The 18,645-nt window shown below is 63.3% G+C and carries 30 protein-coding genes and 1 tRNA gene; 22 read left to right on the top strand and 9 right to left on the bottom strand.

The annotated features are described in order from the left end of the window. Positions 1-48 precede the first annotated feature (48 nt). From MRBLSP13_RS13165 to MRBLSP13_RS13065, 21 genes are all read left to right on the top strand, one after another. Entirely contained in the window at positions 49-480 is a 432-nt protein-coding gene (locus MRBLSP13_RS13165) for a hypothetical protein (RefSeq protein WP_363754891.1), read from the top strand. Further along, positions 477-806 (top strand): hypothetical protein, encoded by a 330-nt coding sequence (locus MRBLSP13_RS13160; RefSeq protein ID WP_363754889.1) that lies wholly within the window; start codon positions 477-479, stop codon positions 804-806. Before MRBLSP13_RS13165 ends, MRBLSP13_RS13160 begins: the two co-directional genes overlap by 4 nt. Then, positions 803-967 carry a hypothetical protein gene (locus MRBLSP13_RS13155; protein WP_363754887.1) on the top strand — a complete coding sequence of 55 codons (165 nt, stop codon included), beginning with the start codon at positions 803-805 and terminating at the stop codon, positions 965-967. The genes MRBLSP13_RS13160 and MRBLSP13_RS13155 overlap by 4 nt, the downstream gene beginning before the upstream one ends. A 132-nt stretch (positions 968-1,099) precedes the next feature. Further along, complete coding sequence (locus tag MRBLSP13_RS13150; RefSeq protein WP_363754885.1) at positions 1,100-1,375, top strand: hypothetical protein; 276 nt, start codon at positions 1,100-1,102, stop codon at positions 1,373-1,375. A 33-nt stretch (positions 1,376-1,408) separates the two neighbouring features. Beyond that, positions 1,409-1,738 (top strand): DUF6948 domain-containing protein, encoded by a 330-nt coding sequence (locus tag MRBLSP13_RS13145; RefSeq protein WP_363754883.1) that lies wholly within the window; start codon positions 1,409-1,411, stop codon positions 1,736-1,738. 1 nt (position 1,739) lies between these two features. Continuing rightward, positions 1,740-1,919 carry a hypothetical protein gene (locus MRBLSP13_RS13140; protein WP_363755278.1) on the top strand — a complete coding sequence of 60 codons (180 nt, stop codon included), beginning with the start codon at positions 1,740-1,742 and terminating at the stop codon, positions 1,917-1,919. Positions 1,920-1,953: 34 nt separating this feature from the next. Further along, positions 1,954-2,310: a DUF4326 domain-containing protein gene (locus MRBLSP13_RS13135; RefSeq protein ID WP_363755254.1), complete on the top strand. Its 357-nt coding sequence runs from the start codon at positions 1,954-1,956 to the stop codon at positions 2,308-2,310. After that, positions 2,307-2,747: a hypothetical protein gene (locus MRBLSP13_RS13130; protein WP_363754881.1), complete on the top strand. Its 441-nt coding sequence runs from the start codon at positions 2,307-2,309 to the stop codon at positions 2,745-2,747. The genes MRBLSP13_RS13135 and MRBLSP13_RS13130 overlap by 4 nt, the downstream gene beginning before the upstream one ends. A gap of 184 nt (positions 2,748-2,931) precedes the next feature. Then, positions 2,932-3,072, top strand: coding sequence for a hypothetical protein (locus tag MRBLSP13_RS13125; RefSeq protein ID WP_363754879.1), 141 nt, complete (start codon positions 2,932-2,934; stop codon positions 3,070-3,072). Next, on the top strand, positions 3,072-3,287 hold the full coding sequence (locus tag MRBLSP13_RS13120; RefSeq protein WP_363754877.1) for a hypothetical protein: 216 nt from the start codon (positions 3,072-3,074) through the stop codon (positions 3,285-3,287). Before MRBLSP13_RS13125 ends, MRBLSP13_RS13120 begins: the two co-directional genes overlap by 1 nt. After that, complete coding sequence (locus MRBLSP13_RS13115) at positions 3,284-3,544, top strand: hypothetical protein (RefSeq protein ID WP_363754875.1); 261 nt, start codon at positions 3,284-3,286, stop codon at positions 3,542-3,544. The genes MRBLSP13_RS13120 and MRBLSP13_RS13115 overlap by 4 nt, the downstream gene beginning before the upstream one ends. Continuing rightward, the gene (locus MRBLSP13_RS13110; protein ID WP_363754873.1) at positions 3,541-4,038 is read left to right on the top strand and encodes an ASCH domain-containing protein; all 498 of its coding nucleotides are present in this window, start codon (positions 3,541-3,543) and stop codon (positions 4,036-4,038) included. Before MRBLSP13_RS13115 ends, MRBLSP13_RS13110 begins: the two co-directional genes overlap by 4 nt. After that, positions 4,035-4,688 (top strand): hypothetical protein, encoded by a 654-nt coding sequence (locus MRBLSP13_RS13105; protein WP_363754871.1) that lies wholly within the window; start codon positions 4,035-4,037, stop codon positions 4,686-4,688. Before MRBLSP13_RS13110 ends, MRBLSP13_RS13105 begins: the two co-directional genes overlap by 4 nt. After that, positions 4,685-5,659 carry a DHHA1 domain-containing protein gene (locus tag MRBLSP13_RS13100; protein ID WP_363754869.1) on the top strand — a complete coding sequence of 325 codons (975 nt, stop codon included), beginning with the start codon at positions 4,685-4,687 and terminating at the stop codon, positions 5,657-5,659. Before MRBLSP13_RS13105 ends, MRBLSP13_RS13100 begins: the two co-directional genes overlap by 4 nt. Then, positions 5,656-6,108, top strand: a complete 453-nt coding sequence (locus MRBLSP13_RS13095) for a hypothetical protein (RefSeq protein ID WP_363754867.1) — start codon at positions 5,656-5,658, stop codon at positions 6,106-6,108. The genes MRBLSP13_RS13100 and MRBLSP13_RS13095 overlap by 4 nt, the downstream gene beginning before the upstream one ends. Next, complete coding sequence (locus MRBLSP13_RS13090) at positions 6,105-6,632, top strand: hypothetical protein (RefSeq protein ID WP_363754865.1); 528 nt, start codon at positions 6,105-6,107, stop codon at positions 6,630-6,632. The genes MRBLSP13_RS13095 and MRBLSP13_RS13090 overlap by 4 nt, the downstream gene beginning before the upstream one ends. A gap of 286 nt (positions 6,633-6,918) precedes the next feature. Further along, positions 6,919-7,281, top strand: coding sequence for a hypothetical protein (locus MRBLSP13_RS13085; protein ID WP_363754863.1), 363 nt, complete (start codon positions 6,919-6,921; stop codon positions 7,279-7,281). A gap of 29 nt (positions 7,282-7,310) precedes the next feature. After that, positions 7,311-8,684, top strand: coding sequence for a hypothetical protein (locus tag MRBLSP13_RS13080; protein WP_363754861.1), 1,374 nt, complete (start codon positions 7,311-7,313; stop codon positions 8,682-8,684). After that, the gene (locus tag MRBLSP13_RS13075; RefSeq protein WP_363754859.1) at positions 8,681-8,947 is read left to right on the top strand and encodes a hypothetical protein; all 267 of its coding nucleotides are present in this window, start codon (positions 8,681-8,683) and stop codon (positions 8,945-8,947) included. Before MRBLSP13_RS13080 ends, MRBLSP13_RS13075 begins: the two co-directional genes overlap by 4 nt. 3 nt (positions 8,948-8,950) lie before the next feature. After that, the gene (locus MRBLSP13_RS13070) at positions 8,951-9,241 is read left to right on the top strand and encodes a hypothetical protein (protein ID WP_363754857.1); all 291 of its coding nucleotides are present in this window, start codon (positions 8,951-8,953) and stop codon (positions 9,239-9,241) included. Positions 9,242-9,352: 111 nt separating this feature from the next. Beyond that, a tRNA-Gly gene (locus tag MRBLSP13_RS13065) sits at positions 9,353-9,426 on the top strand. A 57-nt stretch (positions 9,427-9,483) separates the two neighbouring features. Here MRBLSP13_RS13065 and MRBLSP13_RS13060 read toward each other — a convergent pair. After that, a complete protein-coding gene (locus MRBLSP13_RS13060) occupies positions 9,484-10,536 on the bottom strand; it encodes a RelA/SpoT domain-containing protein (RefSeq protein ID WP_363754855.1) in 1,053 nt (350 codons plus the stop codon). Between the two features lie 188 nt (positions 10,537-10,724). After that, positions 10,725-11,894: a 4-hydroxybenzoate 3-monooxygenase gene (pobA, locus tag MRBLSP13_RS13055; protein ID WP_363754853.1), complete on the bottom strand. Its 1,170-nt coding sequence runs from the start codon at positions 11,892-11,894 to the stop codon at positions 10,725-10,727. Between the two features lie 109 nt (positions 11,895-12,003). Between pobA and MRBLSP13_RS13050 the strand changes: the two genes are divergently transcribed. Further along, complete coding sequence (locus MRBLSP13_RS13050) at positions 12,004-12,888, top strand: helix-turn-helix domain-containing protein (RefSeq protein WP_363734559.1); 885 nt, start codon at positions 12,004-12,006, stop codon at positions 12,886-12,888. Here the strand turns inward: MRBLSP13_RS13050 and MRBLSP13_RS13045 are convergent. From MRBLSP13_RS13045 to MRBLSP13_RS13015, 7 genes are all read right to left on the bottom strand, one after another. Next, the gene (locus tag MRBLSP13_RS13045) at positions 12,883-13,899 is read right to left on the bottom strand and encodes an aldo/keto reductase (RefSeq protein ID WP_363754851.1); all 1,017 of its coding nucleotides are present in this window, start codon (positions 13,897-13,899) and stop codon (positions 12,883-12,885) included. The genes MRBLSP13_RS13050 and MRBLSP13_RS13045 overlap by 6 nt on opposite strands. A gap of 52 nt (positions 13,900-13,951) precedes the next feature. Beyond that, on the bottom strand, positions 13,952-14,890 hold the full coding sequence (locus MRBLSP13_RS13040; RefSeq protein WP_363754849.1) for a Gfo/Idh/MocA family oxidoreductase: 939 nt from the start codon (positions 14,888-14,890) through the stop codon (positions 13,952-13,954). 30 nt (positions 14,891-14,920) lie between these two features. Further along, positions 14,921-15,295 carry a hypothetical protein gene (locus MRBLSP13_RS13035; protein WP_363734562.1) on the bottom strand — a complete coding sequence of 125 codons (375 nt, stop codon included), beginning with the start codon at positions 15,293-15,295 and terminating at the stop codon, positions 14,921-14,923. 94 nt (positions 15,296-15,389) lie between these two features. After that, positions 15,390-16,286, bottom strand: a complete 897-nt coding sequence (locus MRBLSP13_RS13030; protein WP_363754847.1) for a class III extradiol dioxygenase subunit beta — start codon at positions 16,284-16,286, stop codon at positions 15,390-15,392. Beyond that, complete coding sequence (ligA, locus tag MRBLSP13_RS13025) at positions 16,286-16,708, bottom strand: protocatechuate 4,5-dioxygenase subunit alpha (protein ID WP_133652244.1); 423 nt, start codon at positions 16,706-16,708, stop codon at positions 16,286-16,288. The genes MRBLSP13_RS13030 and ligA overlap by 1 nt, the downstream gene beginning before the upstream one ends. Continuing rightward, positions 16,705-17,727, bottom strand: a complete 1,023-nt coding sequence (locus MRBLSP13_RS13020) for an amidohydrolase family protein (RefSeq protein ID WP_363754845.1) — start codon at positions 17,725-17,727, stop codon at positions 16,705-16,707. The genes ligA and MRBLSP13_RS13020 overlap by 4 nt, the downstream gene beginning before the upstream one ends. After that, complete coding sequence (locus tag MRBLSP13_RS13015; RefSeq protein WP_363755252.1) at positions 17,724-18,611, bottom strand: NAD(P)-dependent oxidoreductase; 888 nt, start codon at positions 18,609-18,611, stop codon at positions 17,724-17,726. The genes MRBLSP13_RS13020 and MRBLSP13_RS13015 overlap by 4 nt, the downstream gene beginning before the upstream one ends. Positions 18,612-18,645 lie beyond the last annotated feature (34 nt).

Here is an 18,645-nt window from a genome sequence, read left to right as displayed (position 1 = left end):
CATTAGGTTACAGATGGGCCCGTTCACCCTGAACGGAGGCCCAATGCCATGCACCTTGTCCCGTTACCGGCCGACAATGTGATGCCTTTCCCGGCGATGCCGGGGGCGTCACGCCCGGCTCGCCCATCTGCACTACCCGAACGCCCCGAACCCACCTGGTCGATGGCCGCTATTGCGCGAATGCTGGGCGTCAACCATCGCAGCGAGCGGTGGCAGCGCGCCTATTTCAACCAGCTGATCGCCAACGCGCATTTCCCCAAGCCACTGCCGACGATGCACCGCGGCGAGCTGGTAAGGGATGTGGTGCCGCGCCGATCGCGCTGGCTGCCCGCCGCCGTCACTGCCTGGATCGGCGGCCAGCTGCCGAGCGAAGCCGCCGAGCAGCTCGCCAGCGAGGAAGCCACCGCCGCCGCCAACCGCCTCGACGCCGCCGCCGACAGCCTGTTCGCCGGTCCCCTGTCAGGAGGTGACGCCGCATGAGGAACATTCGGGGGGAAGGGGAGCCATTGAGGCTCGACGGCAACGATCCGGAATACGGATCGCCCACGCACCCGATCCAGATCGAGGGCGTCACCTATCTGCCCGCGACGGACCTGTCGTTCACGGTCCCTGTGGACAATCACGGGCACAAGCACGGCATGGTCCTGATGCGCATGGGCATCATGGGCATGAACGCGGCCATGGCACCGGCAGGGCCGCGCGCCTTCGCCAACGAAATGATCAGGGCAGCCGAGGAAATCGAGGCCGACGCCAAGATGAAAGCAGGCGAAGCACTCGCCCGCGCAACCGGAAAGAGCCGGACGTGACAGCCCCCCGCCGCGTCCGTCTCCAGGCGCCACCGCGCCGACCCGATCCGCTGGTGGGGGAGCTAGACACTCCCACCCAGCGGATCGGGCTTGCGGCGGCCATCCTGATCGTCGCGATCGGCCTGCTGATCGCCGCGCCGAACCCCGCCATCTGGCCCTAGTGGCCCTGCCGCACAGCCTGCGGCCGCCCACACGCCGCGATACCGACCAGCGCCTCGACGGCGACGCCTGCCCCTGCAGCGACTGCCGCGAGAGCGACGAGCTCCCACCCGAACCGGAGAACCCCGATGTCAATGACTGACTGTGAATTCGAAGCCGATCTCGATCCCGAGACCGGATATCCGCGCGTCCGCTTCAACTTCGACAATGGCTGGACCGCCAGCCTGGTCATGCACATGCGCGCCAGCCGCACCAAATGCATGCAGGCATCGGTCGCCGCCTGGCCGACCGGCGAATGCGGCCAGGGCGTGACCGAAGTCGGCCCCAGCGAAATGACGGCCGACGAAGCCATGTCCTGGATCTTCTGCATCCGCCAGCGCGCCGATGTGCGCCGCGATCGCGCGGCCTGAGCCCTTTCCCAACCAGCCAACAAGGAGATCGACATGGCTGAAACTACGACCGCCAATCCCAGCAATGACAGCTGGATCGGCAAATATGTAATCGTCCGCTGCCGCGATGCAGGCGTGCACGCGGGCGTGCTGACCAGCCGCACCGACCGCGCCTGCGAACTCAGCGAAAGCCGCCGCCTCTGGTTCTGGAAGGTGGCCAACAAGGGCGCGTTCCTGTCCGGCGTCGCCACCGAGGGACTGGATGCATCGAGCAAGATCGGAGCCCCGGTCGATATCGTCCTGACCGAGAATTGCGAGATCCTGGCCTGCACCGAAATGGCCGAGCAGAGCATCCGTGCCCTGCCGAACCACAAGGGCGCCTAATGTGGGCGGGCAGACAGGTAGGAGCGGCTACGGCGACGGCTACGGCTACGGCTCCGGCTCCGGCTACGGCTACGGCTACGGCTCCGGCTCCGGCTCCGGCGACGGCTACGGCTACGGCTCCGGCGACGGCTACGGCTACGGCTACGGCTCCGGCTCCGGCGACGGCTCCGGCTCCGGCTGAGCCGTTCGAAGATCGAGGGGGCAACGCCCCCTCGATCACACCTTCACGCGCCCCACGAAGGTATCAGCGCAGCCGCAAGCGTGGCGCGAAGACGCCGGAGGGCGTGATCTACTGCGGCCGCCCGACAGTGCGCGGCAATCCCTTCCGGGCCGATCGCTTTGGCCACGCCCGGTCGGTCCGTCTCTATCGCCGCTGGCTCGCTCGCACCCTCCCCATGGGGGAGCTGGAGCGCCTCGGTTTCAACCAGTCCGAAATCAACGGTCTGATCGCATGGCGCAATCGCCTCGATCAGGAACTGCCCGGCCTGCGCGGCCGCGACCTGCAATGCTGGTGCCCGCTCAACTCCCGCTGGTGCCATGTCGACGTCCTCTTGGAGACCGCCAATTCATGACCGACCAGTTCACCCCGCAAAGCCTGCGCCTCACGCCCGAGCCGCCGATCGCGACGGCCACCAGCGAACCCGCGCTCGACTTTCTCACCGGCCCGGCGTTGCGATTGATTATCGCCGAGCGGATGGAGCAGATCGAGCAGCACGGCTATCTGCCCGATCAGGATCTTGCCTACGACCAGGCTGAACTGGCCCTCGCCGGCAAGGCCTATCTCGACACCTACATCGATCTCGCCATCAATCCCGAGATCCGCCGCCAGCCCGGCGACCTGCCCGAAAGCTGGCCCTGGCAGCATGATTTCTGGAAGGAGCCCGGTCCGACCGACCAGGTCAAGGCGCTGACCAAGGCCATAGCCCTCCAAATGGCCGAGCTCGACCGCGTGCTCGCCGCCCAGGCCATCATCCACGCGGCCCGGCCGCTTATCGAGGACCCGGCATGAACTCCCCTTATTGTGAATTGATCGAAGACGGACTGACCCTTGGGAAGATGGAACAGCATATCGCCGCCGCAAGGCGTCATCTGGGCAGCGCAGACGCGTCTCTAACCATCACCGCCATCCCCGGCAAAAAGCACAGCTTCCAGATCTGGGCCGAGCCCGTTCAGCAGAGAGGAAATGACGCCCGATGATCCGCCCCGACGACCACGACCGTCGGGAGCAAGAGGCCCGCGAGCGGGGCGAGCGCGGCATGCTCGGCCTGGTCGCCGCCTTCGTCCTGCTGATGATCTATCGCGTCGGCCTGGCATGGGCGGAGGGGCGTCTGTGATGGCCTATCTCTCCCACGAACAGATCTGCGAGCGCATCAGCGCCCTGCGCTTCAAGCAGCGCCGTCAGCCGCTCACCGACGCCGAGGCGGCCGAGCTCGAGAACCTCGAATATCGCCATGATCTTCGCCTGCGCCGCGTCGTTGCCCAGATCGCCGCGACCCGCGCCAAGCTGGAACGGCTGCTGGCGATTTACGACGGAAGGATTGCCGCATGAGTAGCCCGCAACCGCTACGCGCAATCGGCAACCGCGCCAGCGCACTCGAACAGCGCCTCATGGATCTGTGGGACAGCGGTCATTCGCGCGAGCGCATCATTGAAATCACGGGGGAGAAGCCAAGCACGGTCGACCGCGTGCTCGGCTACATGCGCGACACGGAGCCCGAGATCCTCGCTCGCCGCAGCATCCCCAAGGGCTCGGCCGCGCTACTCGCCGCGATCGCGCGTCACCATCCCGAAAGGATCCGCGCATGAAGGCCCTGACTATCTGGCAGCCATGGGCCTCGCTCATCATCGCCGGCGCGAAGCCCTATGAATTCCGCAGCTGGAGCGCCCCGCGTTTCATTCTGGGCCAGCGGATCGTCATCCACGCCGCCTCGCGCAAGATCGATCGCTTTGAAGTCGATGATCTACATCAGACCCTGATCCATCGGGACAAATACCCGATCGAGGCGGGCATGACCTGCCTCAAACCCGAAACCGCAATCCCGATCCTGCAGGCGGCCCTGCGCGGTGAGCTGCCGATCGCCGCCGGCGTCGGCACCGCCATCGTCGGCGAACCACGCCTGGGCACTCACATCGCCGAGGAATTCGGCGTCCCTCGCGCGAACGACAGCGACAGGGACGCCCACGCAAATTGGGGCTGGCCCATGCTCGAAATCGAGGCGTGGCCGGAACCGATCGCCTGCAAGGGCGCCCAGGGCCTCTGGAATTGGCCGGATGCCGACAGCTTCGCGAGGTTGCTATGACCGGGATCGATTATCTCTTCCCCTGCCTGTCACCCGAAAGCGCGGATCCGCAGAGCATCCCGACGCGCCTCCTGCGCGAGGAGCTCGAGCGCGAACTGCACCAGCGCCGCGCCAGCTACCCGGGACGCGTCGACAAGGGCCGGATGCACGCCCACGATGCCGAACAGGGCATCAATCTCATGCGCGGCCTGGTCGAGCACTATCGCCGCGTCGAGGCGATGGACGCCTGGTATGAGGGGAGGGACACGCCCCAGGGCGAAGCGCTCTGGCAGGCCCATCTCAAACAGGATGCGATCGCCGGCCAGGCGCTGCAGCCCTTCCGCTGGTCGGAAGTCGTCTGTGCCCTGCAGCGCGAGATCATCCTGCGCCGCCGCTACTATCCGCAATGGATCGCCGGCGGCACGCTCGAGCCGATCCGCGCCAGGCATCAGATCGAGCGGATCGAGGCCGTCCACTTCCATTGGTGGGTCGGCATGGCCAACTTCATGCCCGACCATCTGCACCACAAGCAGGACGCGATGCGCAAGCCCGGCCCCGAGCGCGAGGAATTCCAGCGCTGCTGCCGCGAGCACCGCGCCCGCTTCGACTACGCCGCCGGCCGCGGCGCTTATGTCACCGCCCCCGAAGAACAGAAGGAGCTGGCGCTGTGACAGCAGATTTCATTAAGGGCGCCGCCGCCGAACTCGACCGCCGCGCCCGCAACCAAGGAGCCTCAGCTGCAATGACCTGGAAACCCGATATCGTGATCTATCACAGCCCCTGCGACGACGGCTTCGGCGCCGCCTGGGCAGCATCGAAGCGCTGGGGTGATGAGCCGCAGTATCTCCCCACCAATTACGGCATACCGGCTCCCGACGTGTCGCGGCTGAATGTTCTTATTGTCGATTTCAGCTACAAGCGCGCCGAACTGGACGTGATGGCGCAGACCGCCGCGTCGATTGTCATCCTCGACCATCACAAGACCGCACTGGCGGAGCTCGAGGCGTTCCGCTTCATAGAGAGCTCACCGGGCGCGGTCAGTGCCGACGATATCGATGGCACGCTGCGCGACTGCGCCGAGCTCGATCGACCGCCAGTGATTGCCGTGTTCGACATGGAGCGCAGCGGCGCCCGCATGACATGGGACTTTTGCCACCCAGACACGCCTGCGCCCCGGCTTATCGAGCTGATCGAAGATCGCGACCTTTGGCGCTTCTCGATCCCGGAGACCCGTGCATTCAGCCTCTTGCTGCGGGCACATCCAGACGACTTCCAGGCATGGAACGAAATCGCCGACCAGGTGCAGAATAGCTTCGGCCTGATGCAGTTTCGCGCGAAGGGCATCGAGCAATTCTATGACCGGCGGATCGATCGCATGCTGAAAGGCAAGCGGTGGACGTCGATCGGCGGCTACACGGTCCCGACCGTAAATTGCCCGTCCGACTTTTCGAGCGATGTTGGCCACGCGCTGCTCAAGCTTCACCCCGAAGCGCCCTTCGCAGCCTGCTATTGCGACGGCAACGATCGTCGCGGCTACAGCCTTCGCAGTGATGATGAACGCGTCGACGTGTCGGAGATCGCCCGCAAACTCGGAGGAGGCGGACACCGCAATGCCGCCGGGTTCGGAGTGCCGCTGCCATGATGAGATTTCCCGCCAAGCGCACATTGCTTACCGTACACGGCGAAGCCTTCCAGCTGATGCTCTACCAGCCGAAGGACAAGGGCGCGATCGGCCCCGATTTGTGGATCTGGAACAGCCGGGATGGAGTGACGCCGTTCGGCACCAAGCACTTGAACCTCGACTATCTGCACGCGATGCAGGCTTACCAGCCGACCTATTGGGGAGCGATCCCCGATGGAGCCACCCACGTCTGGATCGACTACGATCGCGCCGCCTGGGAAGCGATGGCTCGTCGTCGCTACGAGCTTTTTAGTGCGCGCGACGATGAATATGGCGCAGATTTTCGAAGCCGCTTCCCGGAGCCGAATGCATGGGTCTCGACGATGGAGTTCGAGCATGGCCAGCCCCGCATGGTGACGCGGCAAGAATTTTTGCAGGCGACCCCTAGCTTTATGGCGAGGTTCACATGATCGTCGTCAGCGTCATCCTCCTGTCCGCCCAGGACGGCAGCTCGCAGGAGCTCGCCCGGATGGAGATCTGCAACATGGGAACCGGCACGGCGACCATGGGCAACTATTCGGCCGAGACCCTACGCGGCCGATCGACCGAGGACTTTGCCCGCCGCACGCGCCAGCGCATCGCCTATGTCAGCAATCACCCTCGAAAGCGGGAGCATGTCTGGAACCTGGTCGCCAAATGCCTCCGCAATTTGCGTTATGGCGGCGACTGGAGCGTAGTCGATCATATCGAGATTTCCGGAGTATCGGATATCTCGATCATTGAGGCCGCGCACCAGGCGGAAATTCCTGCGGACGTCCGCGAACTCGTTATCGCTGGCCGCAACCACCTCTATGGCGGCGGAGACGAAGGCGGGCTCGACAAGGCGTTAGAGGCTTTCGCGAGCCGCATCTGCTGGGATGACGACGGGGGGACAATACCGGAGGCCCACGCCAACCCCTGCACCTGCGGTCTTGAAGGGGAAGTCCGGTCATGACCTGCGAGCATGTTCAACTGCCCGGCGGCGGTTCGGCGATTGTTTGTTCATCGAACCGGCGCCCGAAATGCTCTGGCTGCGGCAAGCCCGCGCGCCAGCTTTGCGACTGGAAAACGCCAGGCGTCCGGAACGGCACCTGCGACGCACCTGTTTGCGAGCGCTGCTCCACGAAGCCGGCAGAAGGGAAGGATCTTTGCCCCATTCACGCCGCTGACTATGAAAGATGGTGTGCAGAGCGGCTCGATCGAGAGAGCGCAAGAGCAGCCGAAGAGAACGGATTTCAAGGATGAGCCTGAACCTTGGCCCCTTAGAAGTGACCGAGCACATACTTGCCTTAGCGCGCCGGCTCGAGGGCGAGAAATGGTGCCCCTACAGCGCGGTGAATATCGATGGCCGGCCGTGGACAGTGGCCGATCGACTGGCCCAGGCGCGCATGTGGCGGCAATATGCCGGCGCTTGGGACGATATCAAAATCGATCACGGCTTCGTCGGCTATCCGCACGGCCACCGCGTCATCATCGGCCGCAGCTGGGTTGAGGGAATTCTCCGCATCAGCAAGGCGGAATGCATCCGACGTTCCCGCGCCAACTTCTACCTAGCGAAGCGCATCAAGCGCCGCATTGACCCAGCGCCTGCACCGCGCCCATAATCACCAAGCCTTATCGACGGAAGGCTCCCATGGCGAAAATCGACATCCCCGGCCTGGTCATCAAGCGCCGGGGCAACAAGACCCATCATTATTGGCAACCCTCGGCGACGCTGAAAAAGGCGGGCTGGCTGTCGGTCCCGCTCGGCACGGATCCACGCGCAGCACAGCGCGCAGCCGAGCAGCAGAATGACAAGGTCGAGCAATGGCGCGCCGGCGGCGCCGCGCCGCGCACCGTCAGGAAATTCATCAAGGGCGGCACGATCGACCAGCTGATCGCCCGCTACATCAGCGACAAATTCCCCGAGCATGCAGAGAGCACGCGCAAGGAATATCGATCGAAGCTCAACATCATCCAGCGATGGGCAGGCCCGGAGCAGGTCAGCCACATCGATCGCAAGCGCGTCCGCAAGTTGAAGGAGGCGCTGCTGCGCCCCGTCAATGGCGAGGTGAAGATCCACCGCGCCGCCGGCACCATGCGCGTGCTGAAAACCCTGCTCGAGTTCGCGATCGACGCCGAGTTCCTGCCCGAGGACACGCGCAACCCGGCCGCCAACATGGAGATGCCGACCCCGCCGTCGCGCGACCAGTTCTGGTCGGCGCCAGCGCTCGACGCGATGACGGCCGCCGCGATCGAGGAGTATCAGCCCGGCCTGGCGCTCGCCCTGCGCATCGGCCGAGAGACCGGCCAACGCGAGGGCGATGTCATGAAGCTGGTCATCAGCCGATGGGTCGAGCTTCCCCGCCACAAGCTCAACCCCGACGATTGGGATGCCTTGGCCGAGCCCGGCCCGGATGGCGTGCGCAGCGTCTGGGCCATTCGCCTGCGCCAGGGCAAGACGAACCGCTGGGTGGAGATCCCCATCGTCGGCCAGACGCGGCGCATGATGGAAGCGGCGATCGCCGACGCGAAGGCGAGGGGAACCACTGTCATCCTGCATGAGATGGCGATCCCGGTCGAATTCCGCGATGTGTCGCAGTTCGAGCGCCACCTGGCACGGATCCACGAACAGAAAACCGGCGATTTCCCGTCGGCCGAACAGCTCGAGCAGATGGTGCGCGACGGCTTTGCGCCCCGGCCATGGACCGAAACCCGCTTCCAACGCGCGATCGCCCGCATACGCGACGCAGCGGCCGCAAAGGCACGCCTCGAGGGCGACGAGGATCTCGCGGCCGAGATCGACACTCTGCAATATCGCGACCTGCGCCGCACGGCCGTCGTGTCCCTGGGCGAACTCGGCATCGAGGATCAGCTGATCGCCGCCATCACCGGCCACCAGCTGGACCACACCAAGAAGATCCTCGAAACCTATATGCCCCGCACCACGAAGATGGCCGGCCGCGCGATCGCGCTACAGCAGGAGCGGAGCAACGTCACGCCGATCGACAGGAGCAAGCAGGCATGAGCGGTGATCTAAAAATCTACGACGCCATGATCGAAATGCGAGCCGGCGCGATCCGAGGCGGACGCACCCCACGTCGCTGGGAGATCAACTATGCGGGACTGGCGGCGCTCTCGCACGATTTTCGGGTCTACTCCCGAACCGACTTCGATAACCTGCTCGGGTCTACATTCCTCGGCATACCGATGACTGCGATGCCGCGCGGCGCTAAGCTCACATCGGATGACCCGAAGGTTGACCTCATCGTTGATGAGGAACGGGCCTAGACCGTGGGGCTGAACATCCTCGTAACGAAACTCTCCAGCCTGAGAGACAGCCACCCCGATTGGGACGACATGAAATACGGCGGCGATCGTCAAGCCGCTCTGCTCATGCATAGCTTGCCGATCGAGACAGTAGATCTCTCGACAGGGTATCCGGACGTTGAACCCTACTACCGGCCCACAGATTTCGCCGCATGGCGCGACGCCCCATGGCCGGAGGAAAACTCGGACCGATGGCAGCACCTGATCAACATTCTCGAAGCCGATCCGAGCTACTGGATCTACCTGTCATATTGACCGGGATCAGCACGGAAGCTAATGGCGGCTCACGGCTGTTGGAATTCCAACAGCCCCGATGTTGGAACAGATCGGCGGAAACGCGAGAAAAGCCAGCATTTACAACGCAGTGCGGGTGTAGCTCAATGGCAGAGCAGAAGCTTCCCAAGCTTACGACGAGGGTTCGATTCCCTTCACCCGCTCCATAATATCCCTAACTCAATAACTTGTGAGGCATTTGTGATCGTGTTGCGCGGCGCAAATTAGAGTTGCATTACTCGGCTGCCCACGAGTTTTTTGCAACCTTCATCAATCAATTGAATGAAGTCGGTCGCATCTGAAAAGTAATTTTTGAACGCGATGCGCACATCGTCTGAAGAATCTGCCTTAACAAGGACGATATCTTTTCCAGGATTTTCTTTCTCAAGCTGGAATAGTGCTCGCAAAGCATCGGTTGCGTCTCGATAGGATAGCGTTTTCAGTTTGTCATCTGGGTTGTCATTTTCCCCAAATATTAGAATTACGTTCTTCTTTTCTGTAACCTCGCTATTTGCAGAATTCAGTGCTCGAAGCATGCGCATGAAGCCTAATTCACCGTCGATCTGGAGAAAAGTGTCTACCAATTTCTCATCACTCAGATCAGCATGGCAGGAGTTTGAATCTTCAAAGGTCCGCGCGATGATTTCGCTGGCTAGCGACAATGCGAGTTCGAATCGCTTGTCACCTTGACGGAATTTAGGTTGACTTTCAGTAATGAAGCCAACCACTTCTACTGCTGTAGCCCACGCATGCTGATAACGAGTTCTATATTGAAGCTCTATCAGCAATCCCTTGTACGCCCGGCCATGGAGAGAATTGACGTTGTAAATATAAACATCGTGCACGCCCCGATATCCAGTATCCTTTGGGTGTTTGATGTAATCGTACTTGTCTGGCTGATTTCTCAACTGGTGCTGGAAGTTGGCGGCATGAAGTTTGTGACGAAATTCATAAAGCGATTGGGTGTCAGGGAAAATGAGACGGCATCCGGCGACGTCATCCATTCTAGCCAAGAGCATTGTCGGGAATCGACGAAGCTTTCCGAAAATCGTATTTCTACGCTTGTGGCGTTGAGCCACGATGATGCCGGATCCTCGGGTTCTGTTGCGCAGAATCGCCTGAAAGGTGTTCAAGACGGCTCGGTGAGCAGCTCTCCAGCGCTCAATGACTACATAGTCCTCGAAGGAGGCAGTGCCTGCCCGCACTGCGGCGCCGGCATTGGAAACCCGCTGCTTCGATCCGCCCGGAAACTCATTCTGCTCCGGCTTCGATGCCATTGCCACCCCGCATATGTTAAATCAGTTGCACCATGGGGCAATTAGATGGGCGCGTCCATCTTGATGGCCTTTATCCTGTCAATTTCCCGACCTTAGATGCGCAGCGAACTTTTAAGCTGCATCACTGTCCGCGTTGGCCCGCAGCCGTTGTTCGCGCGGATATCCTCCCGCCGTGCAGGTCTGCCGCATCAAAGCGGCAGGCCGACATAATTTTCGGCGATGGTCGTCTGCGCCGCGACGGACGAGGCGATATAATCCAGGTCCGCGAGCTGCATCCGCCTGTCAAACGCGTCATTGTCCGGGAAGCGGTGCATCAGCCCCGTCAGTTGCCAGGAGAAGCGCTCCGCCTTCCAGATCCGGGCGAGGGCGCGGTCCGAATAGCCGGCAATGGCGTCATTGTCGCCGCGCCGGAAATAGGCGACCAGCGCCTCCGACAGGTAATGGACGTCGGATGCCGCAAGATTGAGCCCCTTCGCCCCGGTCGGCGGCACGATATGCGCGCTGTCGCCAGCCAGCATGAGGCGGCCGTGACGCATCGGTTCGAACACGAAGGATCGCAGCGGCGCGATCGACTTTTCCAGCGATGGCCCCCGGACGATCTGCGCGCCCGCTTCCGGCCCCAGCCTGATGGCCAGTTCATCCCATAGCCGCTCGTCCGGCCAGTCCTCGACCTTCTCGTCCAGCGGAACCTGGATATAATAGCGGCTGCGCGTCTCCGAACGCATGGACGCCAGTGCGAAGCCGCGATCATGATTGGCGTAGATCAGTTCATGATTGCAGGGCGGCACGTCGGCCAGGATGCCCAGCCAGCCGAAGGGATAGATTTTTTCGAAGGGCTTTCCCACCGATGCTGGAATGGCGGCACGGGAAGGGCCATGAAATCCGTCGCAGCCGCAGATGAACTGCGCATCGATCCGCCGGGTTGCGCCATTTTCGGTAAAGCTGAGATAGGGCGCGTCCCCCTCCAGGTCGTGGAGCGCCACGTCCCCCGCTTCGTAGATCACGTTGAGGCCGCGTTCGAGCGCCGCGTCCATCAGGTCACGCGTCAATTCCGTCTGTCCATAGACCATGACCTGCCGGCCGGTGAGCGCGGCGACGTCGATGCGGATGAGGCGTTCGCCATCCGCCAGATGGAAGCCGTCATGCGGCAGCCCCTCCCGGTGCATCCGTTCGCCCAGGCCCAGCCGGTCCATCAGATCGGTCGTCGTCCGCTCCAGAACCCCGGCGCGAATGCGTCCAAGCACATAATCGGCCGAGGCCCGCTCCACGACGACGACGTCCAGCCCCTCGGCGCGCAGCAAATGGCCCAGCAAAAGGCCGGCCGGTCCCGCGCCGACAATGGCGACTTGCGTTTTCATGGCGCTGTTCCTCTCATGTCTTGTCCGGCTTCTTCTGGCGCGGACGGGGCTTGCCTGCCATGGCTATGCCAGCATATAGATTGGACGATCCAACAGTTTTTTGGGCGTCATGAGCACAGCCGTTCCGACCTTCTACCTCTATGGTGAGCCGCAAAGGGCAGTCGAAGCCGGCTTTGTCCATGTGGAAAGCCTCGACGATCGATCGCGACCCAGCGAATGGACGATCCAGCCGCACATCCATCGCGATCTCAACCATGTCATCCTGATCTGCGAAGGCGGCGGGGCCATGCGCGCCGACGGTGACACGGTGTCGTTCGATGCCCCCTGTCTGCTGCTCGTCCCCGCCGGGATAATCCACGGCTTTACCTGGCTTCGCGAATCTCTCGGCTGGGTGACGACGATTTCCGACAGCTACCTGCAACATCTCCTCAGCCGCGACGATGATCTTCAACCGCTGTTCCGCGCTCCACATGCGGTCTCGCTGCCGCCAGCCGATTTCGCGGAGGCGGAGGCGGCCATCCAGCGCATGGCGAGGGAACTTGCCTGGTCAGGCCCCGGCCAGCGCGGCGCGGTGGAAGCGCTGCTTCTCGGCCTGCTGGTTCAGGCGCTTCGCCATGCGGCCCCCGGCGATGCTGGTGCCGCCAGCAGCGGCAGGCAGGCCCGCCTCGTGGCCCGCCTGCGCGAACGCATCGAACAGCGCTTTCGGGAACGGGATCCGGTTGCCGCCCATGCCCTCGCGCTCGGCGTCAGCGAAACGACGCTGCGCCAGGCCTGCTCCTATGTCGCGGGCATGTCTCCGGCCGCCATGGTCGATGAACGCGCCCTGTTGGAGGCGCGCCGCCTGCTCATCTATTCCAATCTTTCGATCGCGGAAATTGCCTATGCGATCGGCTTTGACGACCCGGCCTATTTCTCCCGCTTCTTTACTCGCCATGTGGGGCGCCCGCCCAGCGACTGGCGAGCCGGCGGAGGCGGGGCCAGCCGGTCGTCATGAAACGTCCAGCGGTTCGCCTTCCCAGATTTCCGTATCGACCTGCGCCTGGGCGGATTGCGGATAGCGCGGGCCGGAAACGGCGCCCCGACTGAACAGGGCATCCGCCTGCGCCAGCGCGTCCGCTGATATGGACATGGACAATGTCGCCATATTCTCCGCCAGATGGTCGGGACTGGCGGTCCCCGGAATAGGCAGGACATGGTCTCCACGCGCCAGCAGCCACGCAAGGCTGAGTTGAGATGTCGTGCAGCCCGCCGATCGCGCAATGGCCGCGAGTTTGCCGGCCAGAAGCAGATTGGCCTCGACATGAGGCGACCTGAAACGCGGCAGCGTGGCCCGCAGGTCGGGCGGTTCCACTGCGGAGGGCGGCAGGGACCCCGTCAGCATCCCCCGTCCAAGCGGTGAGAACGCAACAAAGGCGGTTCCCAGCTCCCTGCACGCATCCAGGACCGCAATTTCCGCATTGCGGGTGAGCAGCGAATATTCCGTCTGCATCGCGGCGATCGGGTGCACGGCATGGGCGCGCCGCAATGTCGCCGCCGACATTTCGGACAGGCCGATCGCCCCGATCTTCCCGGCCTCGACCGCCCGCGCCAGGGCGCCGACCGAGTCCTCTATCGGCACCTTGGGGTCCAGCCGGTGCAGATAGTACAGGTCGATATGGTCGGTGTTCAGCCGCCGCAGCGAATCCTCAAGAACACGGCCAATGGCCTCCGGCGATCCATCCAGACCACGTTTCCCGTCGATCTCCGCGAGCACGCACTTGCTGGCCAGGGTGAATTCGGAACGGCGATGCATGATCGCGCGCCCCAGCAATTGCTCATTGGCGCCAAAACCATAGAGCGCGGCCGTGTCGAAGAATGTGACGCCCAGGTCCAGCGCGCGAAGCAACAGGCGCTCGGCATCGGCCGGTTGGGGCTTGGGCAGATAGGCGTGCGACAGGCTCATGCAGCCCAGCCCGATCGCGGACACGCTGGCTGAACCGACCCTGCGCTGCGGCAACTGGACCACGGACCTTCCTCCTTCCTCGGGAGCAGGGACAATGCCCCGCTCCCCGATCATCCTATGCGAGCTGCTTTTCCAGTTCGCCCAGTACGCGATAGCAGTCAAACACCTTGGCGACGCTGGAATTGGGTTCGCGGCCTTCGCGGATCGCGCTGACGAACTCGCGGTCCTGCAATTCGATACCGTTCATCGACACGGCGACCTTGCTGACGTCGATCGGTTCTTCCTTGCCGTTCACCAGATCGTCATACCGCGCGATATAGGTGCCATTGTCGCCAATATAGCGGAAGAAGGTGCCGAGCGGCCCGTCATTGTTGAAGCTCAGCGACAGGGTGCAGATCGCGCCGGTTTCGCTCTTGAGCTGGATCGACATGTCCATGGCGATGCCCAGTTCGGGATGGATCGGCCCCTGCATGGCATGGGCATCGACGATCCGCCCGGCCTGATAGGCAAAAAGGTCCACGGTATGCGCGGCGTGATGCCACAGCAGATGGTCGGTCCAGCTGCGCGGCTCGCCCTTGGCATTGATGTTCCTGCGGCGGAAGAAATAGGTCTGGACGTCCATCTGCTGGATGTTCAGCTCGCCCGCGCTGATCAGATTATGGACATATTGGTGCGACGGATTGAAACGGCGGGTATGACCGACCATGCACACCAGGCCGGTTTCCTGCTGCTTCGCGAGCACGGCCTGCGCATCGGCCCAGCTGTCGGCCAGCGGGATTTCGACCTGGACATGCTTGCCCGCATTCATGCAGGCGATCGCCTGGTCCGCATGCATCTGCGTCGGGGTGCACAGGATCACCGCGTCGACATCGTCGCGGGCCAGCGTTTCATCAAGGTTGGTGGTGGCATGGCCGATGCCATATTTGGCGGCGATCGCCTGGGTCGGTTCCAGATTGCGGCCGACCAGCGAGGTGACGGTCACGCCGTCGATATTCCTGAGGCCATCGAGATGCTTTTCGCCGAACGCTCCGGCGCCCGCCAGGGCAATACGCATATCTGTCATTCCTTCTTCACTTGGTTCGTTTCACCCGCTCTCCAGCCGGCGAAAACTCTCATCCATATTCTCGTGCGCGCTGCGAAGCCTGGTGACGGACTCGACATAGGCCGGGTCTCTCGTATCCAGCAGAACGGCGGGCCATTGGGCCTGATGTTCCGCCACCGCCGTCCGAAATCGCGACACCGCCTTGCGGAAGCCGTCGAACTGCGGCGTATCGCAACCTGGCCGGCCCGCACTCACCAGCGGAATGAGAGCCCCGATCTGCTCTGCCATCCGCCGTCGCAGTCGCACCACTTCCTGCCGCCACCCATCCGTCCCGGCGCTTGAAGCCGCGGCGATCTGCCGGTGAAGGAGCTGTACCTCGGCAAGCACCTGCCCGATGTCGAAGAAACGGCCGGTCACCCGATCGTTCCCACGCAACCCCGTAATGCCTGTGTCATATGACCCTCCCTTGACGCCCGTCTCCCTCTTGCCGGGGATTTTCGGGCGATGTGCCTCATGTCGGAGCGATAGGCGGTCCTCCTTCGCTGCCGGTCATGTCATATCCTTCGCCATTATCCGGCCGCAGCACAAGATGGCCGATCGCGGTGTTGGAACAGGGCACATGATAATGGCGGTGGAGCGCGCGGGTCTTGCTGCCCAACGCGCCGCGCATGATGAGCCACATCACCATCTCGATGCCCTCGCTGCCTGTTTCGCGCAGATATTCGATATGCGGGATGCGGCGCAGATGGTCGCTCTCCCCGATCAGGCCGTCAAGGAAGCGATTGTCCCATTCCCTGTTGATGAGGCCCGCGCGCGCCCCCTGAAGCTGGTGGCTCATGCCGCCCGTGCCCCATATCTGCACGTTCAGGTCCTCGGGGAAGCTCGCCACCGCCCTGGCGATCGCCTCGCCCAGCGCCCAGCAGCGATTGCCCGACGGCGGCGGATAGGTGACGACATTGACCGCCAGCGGAACGACCTTGCACGGCCAGGCGTCGGGCTTGCCGAACATCATGGAAAGCGGGACGGTCAGGCCGTGGTCGACATCCATCTCGTTGATGATGGTCATGTCGAACTCGTCCAGGATCAGGCTCTGGGCGATATGCCAGGCGAGGTCGGGATGCCCCTCCACATCGGGGACGGCGCGCGGCCCCCAACCTTCGTCGGCGGGCTTGTAGCGTTCGCCGCAGCCGATGGCGAAGGTCGGGATGATCTTCATGTCGAAGGCCGACGCATGATCGTTGTAGACCAGGATCACGACGTCGGGTTTCTCCGCCTTTTCCCATTCGCGGGTCCAGTCATAGCCGGCGAAGATGGGCCCGAAATACTCGTCCCGATCCTTGCCGAAATCCGACGCGACGCCCAGCAGCGGCACATGGCTTGATGCGACGCCTGCGGTAATGCGGGCCATCAGCGTTTCTCCTTGATGGACCGAAGCCCTTCGGGGGAGCGGCCCCCTTTGTTCATCATCTCCCGATATTCGGGAAAGCTCATGTCGGTCATCGTGCTGACCGCCTCGGCAAAGGGCAGGCCATCCGTCGAGAACAGCTTGGACAGGAAATAGATGTTCCCGCCCAGGTCCAGGCACGCATTATAGTCGCGCGCGAGCAACGCCTGCTTCTGCGCCTCGGTCAGCGGCCATTCGTCCATATAGGCGCGCTCGTCCGCCTTGAACCGCTCGCGATTCTCCGCCTTCATCAGGCTCATGGCGAACTGGTTCATGTGATAGCCCTGCCGCGCGCGCTTCGCGGTAAAGACGCGCGTGCCCGGAATATCCTCGAACTCGGCGAGATATTCATGAATGTCCTGATGCGCGGGGTGTTCGGTCGTCATAGTCCCCGCTCCCTCAGCATCGCGTCCAGCCGCGGGAAGACGCGGCGGGCATTGCCCTCGAAGATGGCGTGCTTTTCCTCCGCGCTGATGTCGAGCGCGTCGACATAGCGCTTGGTGTCGTCGAAATAATGACCTGTGGTCGGGTCGATCCCGCGCACGGCGCCGACCATTTCGGATCCGAACAGGATATTCTTGTTGTCGATCACATCCGCCAGCAGGTCGATGCCCGGCTGGTGATAGACGCAGGTGTCGAAGAAGATGTTGTTCATCAGATGCGTGTCGAGGCTGGGTTTCTTGAGCATGTCGGCCAGCCCGCGATAGCGCCCCCAATGATAGGGCACGGCGCCCCCGCCATGCGGAATGATGAAGCGGAGAGTCGGGAAATCAGCGAACAGGTCTCCCTCCAGCAACTGCATGAAGGCGATCGTGTCGGCCGCGATATAATAGCCGCCGGTCGCATGCATCGCCGGGTTGCAGCTCCCCGAAACATGGATCATCGCCGGCACGTCCAGCTCCACCATCTTCTCGTAGAACGGGTACCAGTAACGGTCGGTGAGCGGCGGATGCCGGAAATGCCCGCCGCCCGGATCGGGATTGAGGTTGCAGCCGATGAAGCCCATGTCGACGCAACGTTCCAGTTCCGCGATGCTGTTCGCCATGTCGGCCTGCGGCGACTGCGGCAACATGCACACGCCGGCAAATGTGTCGGGGAACATGGCCACGACCCTGGCGATCAGGTCGTTGCAGCGGATCGCCCATTCCCTGGCGACTTCCGCATCCCCGAAATGGGGCGCCATGGCCGATGCGCGGGGGGAGAAGATGGTCAGGTCAGCGCCCCGTTCCCTGATCATGCGCAGCTGGTTGGACTCGATGGTGTCGCGGATCTCGTCGTCGGAAATTTCCGGATAGGCGGGGGCGGGCACGCCTGCCTTGTATGCCGCCTTCTGTTCCTCGCGCCAGGCGTCATGCCCCTTGGGCAATACGGTATAATGGCCGTGACAGTCGATGATCAGGCTCATGCGGCATCCGCCTTTCGTGCATTTGATTGAATGATCTGGCTGATCTTCGCGCCCAGCCCCTTGCCCGGCGCTTTCACGCCCAGCGCGCCGATCGCGTGCTGCCGTTCCACCGTGCCCCGGCTCATCGCGGCGCCGGTGCCCAGCCCGTCGAGCGTGCGGACCACCTCTTCCATTTCGGCGGCGCGGCGCAGGCCATGGATCATCATGCGGTCCAGATTATAGTCCGCCCGGTCGCCCCATGATTGCGCCTTGTCGCTGGCGTCCAGGGAAGCGAGCACTTCCTCGCGCACGCCCGCTGCCTCGGCCGCCAGCACGCATTCGGCGGTCAGCGCCTCCAGCCCCTTCACCATGACGGATCGGATCATCTTGATGGAGGAAGCGCGGCCGACGTTTTCGCCGACGACATTGATGTTCGAAAAGCCAAGGGCCGCCAGCCGGGACTCAGCCTGCGCGGCCATGGACCCGCTCAGCAGCAGCGGAACGGACAGGCGCGCCGGGTTGACCGGCGCCATCACCGCCACGTCGACATAATGGCCGCCCGCCGCCTCGACCAGGCGCGCGGCCTGCTCCTTCGTCTGGGGGGCGACGCTGTTCATGTCGCAATAGATCGATCCAGCGCGCAGCCATGCCGCCGCCGCCTCCGCCACGGCCAGCGCCTGGTCCGCCGTCACCAGCGACACCACCAGGTCGGCGCCGGACAAGGCCTGCTCCAGCAACGGCGCACATGTCACGCCGGCTGCGGCATAGGCCTCCCGCATCGCCTGCGCGTCGGCGGGATCATCCGTCTTGCGGTCGAACACATGGGCGCGCGCGCCCCATTTGCCTGCCCCGGCAAAGGTGGACCCTGCCTCGCCAAATCCGATCAGACCCAGTTCCTGCTCCATGCAGCGGGGCATGGCGCATAGCCCGGCGGTCCGC

Origin of the sequence: Sphingobium sp. LSP13-1-1.1 (assembly GCF_040676415.1) — a bacterium.
GTDB lineage: Bacteria > Pseudomonadota > Alphaproteobacteria > Sphingomonadales > Sphingomonadaceae > Sphingobium.
This window is presented reverse-complemented; position numbering and strand designations above follow the sequence as displayed.

Bases quoted from the DNA above. Each gene is read 5' to 3' on its own strand.
- MRBLSP13_RS13165 (WP_363754891.1), top strand. From the start codon at position 49: ATGCACCTTGTCCCGTTACCGGCCGACAATGTGATGCCTTTCCCGGCG.
- MRBLSP13_RS13160 (WP_363754889.1), top strand. From the start codon at position 477: ATGAGGAACATTCGGGGGGAAGGGGAGCCATTGAGGCTCGACGGCAAC.
- MRBLSP13_RS13150 (WP_363754885.1), top strand. From the start codon at position 1,100: ATGACTGACTGTGAATTCGAAGCCGATCTCGATCCCGAGACCGGATAT.
- MRBLSP13_RS13145 (WP_363754883.1), top strand. From the start codon at position 1,409: ATGGCTGAAACTACGACCGCCAATCCCAGCAATGACAGCTGGATCGGC.
- MRBLSP13_RS13130 (WP_363754881.1), top strand. From the start codon at position 2,307: ATGACCGACCAGTTCACCCCGCAAAGCCTGCGCCTCACGCCCGAGCCG.
- MRBLSP13_RS13125 (WP_363754879.1), top strand. From the start codon at position 2,932: ATGATCCGCCCCGACGACCACGACCGTCGGGAGCAAGAGGCCCGCGAG.
- MRBLSP13_RS13120 (WP_363754877.1), top strand. From the start codon at position 3,072: ATGGCCTATCTCTCCCACGAACAGATCTGCGAGCGCATCAGCGCCCTG.
- MRBLSP13_RS13115 (WP_363754875.1), top strand. From the start codon at position 3,284: ATGAGTAGCCCGCAACCGCTACGCGCAATCGGCAACCGCGCCAGCGCA.
- MRBLSP13_RS13110 (WP_363754873.1), top strand. From the start codon at position 3,541: ATGAAGGCCCTGACTATCTGGCAGCCATGGGCCTCGCTCATCATCGCC.
- MRBLSP13_RS13105 (WP_363754871.1), top strand. From the start codon at position 4,035: ATGACCGGGATCGATTATCTCTTCCCCTGCCTGTCACCCGAAAGCGCG.
- MRBLSP13_RS13095 (WP_363754867.1), top strand. From the start codon at position 5,656: ATGATGAGATTTCCCGCCAAGCGCACATTGCTTACCGTACACGGCGAA.
- MRBLSP13_RS13090 (WP_363754865.1), top strand. From the start codon at position 6,105: ATGATCGTCGTCAGCGTCATCCTCCTGTCCGCCCAGGACGGCAGCTCG.
- MRBLSP13_RS13085 (WP_363754863.1), top strand. From the start codon at position 6,919: ATGAGCCTGAACCTTGGCCCCTTAGAAGTGACCGAGCACATACTTGCC.
- MRBLSP13_RS13080 (WP_363754861.1), top strand. From the start codon at position 7,311: ATGGCGAAAATCGACATCCCCGGCCTGGTCATCAAGCGCCGGGGCAAC.
- MRBLSP13_RS13075 (WP_363754859.1), top strand. From the start codon at position 8,681: ATGAGCGGTGATCTAAAAATCTACGACGCCATGATCGAAATGCGAGCC.
- MRBLSP13_RS13060 (WP_363754855.1), bottom strand. From the start codon at position 10,536: ATGGCATCGAAGCCGGAGCAGAATGAGTTTCCGGGCGGATCGAAGCAG.
- pobA (WP_363754853.1), bottom strand. From the start codon at position 11,894: ATGAAAACGCAAGTCGCCATTGTCGGCGCGGGACCGGCCGGCCTTTTG.
- MRBLSP13_RS13050 (WP_363734559.1), top strand. From the start codon at position 12,004: ATGAGCACAGCCGTTCCGACCTTCTACCTCTATGGTGAGCCGCAAAGG.
- MRBLSP13_RS13040 (WP_363754849.1), bottom strand. From the start codon at position 14,890: ATGCGTATTGCCCTGGCGGGCGCCGGAGCGTTCGGCGAAAAGCATCTC.
- MRBLSP13_RS13030 (WP_363754847.1), bottom strand. From the start codon at position 16,286: ATGGCCCGCATTACCGCAGGCGTCGCATCAAGCCATGTGCCGCTGCTG.
- ligA (WP_133652244.1), bottom strand. From the start codon at position 16,708: ATGACGACCGAACACCCCGCGCATCAGGACATTCATGAATATCTCGCC.
- MRBLSP13_RS13020 (WP_363754845.1), bottom strand. From the start codon at position 17,727: ATGAGCCTGATCATCGACTGTCACGGCCATTATACCGTATTGCCCAAG.
- MRBLSP13_RS13015 (WP_363755252.1), bottom strand. From the start codon at position 18,611: ATGGAGCAGGAACTGGGTCTGATCGGATTTGGCGAGGCAGGGTCCACC.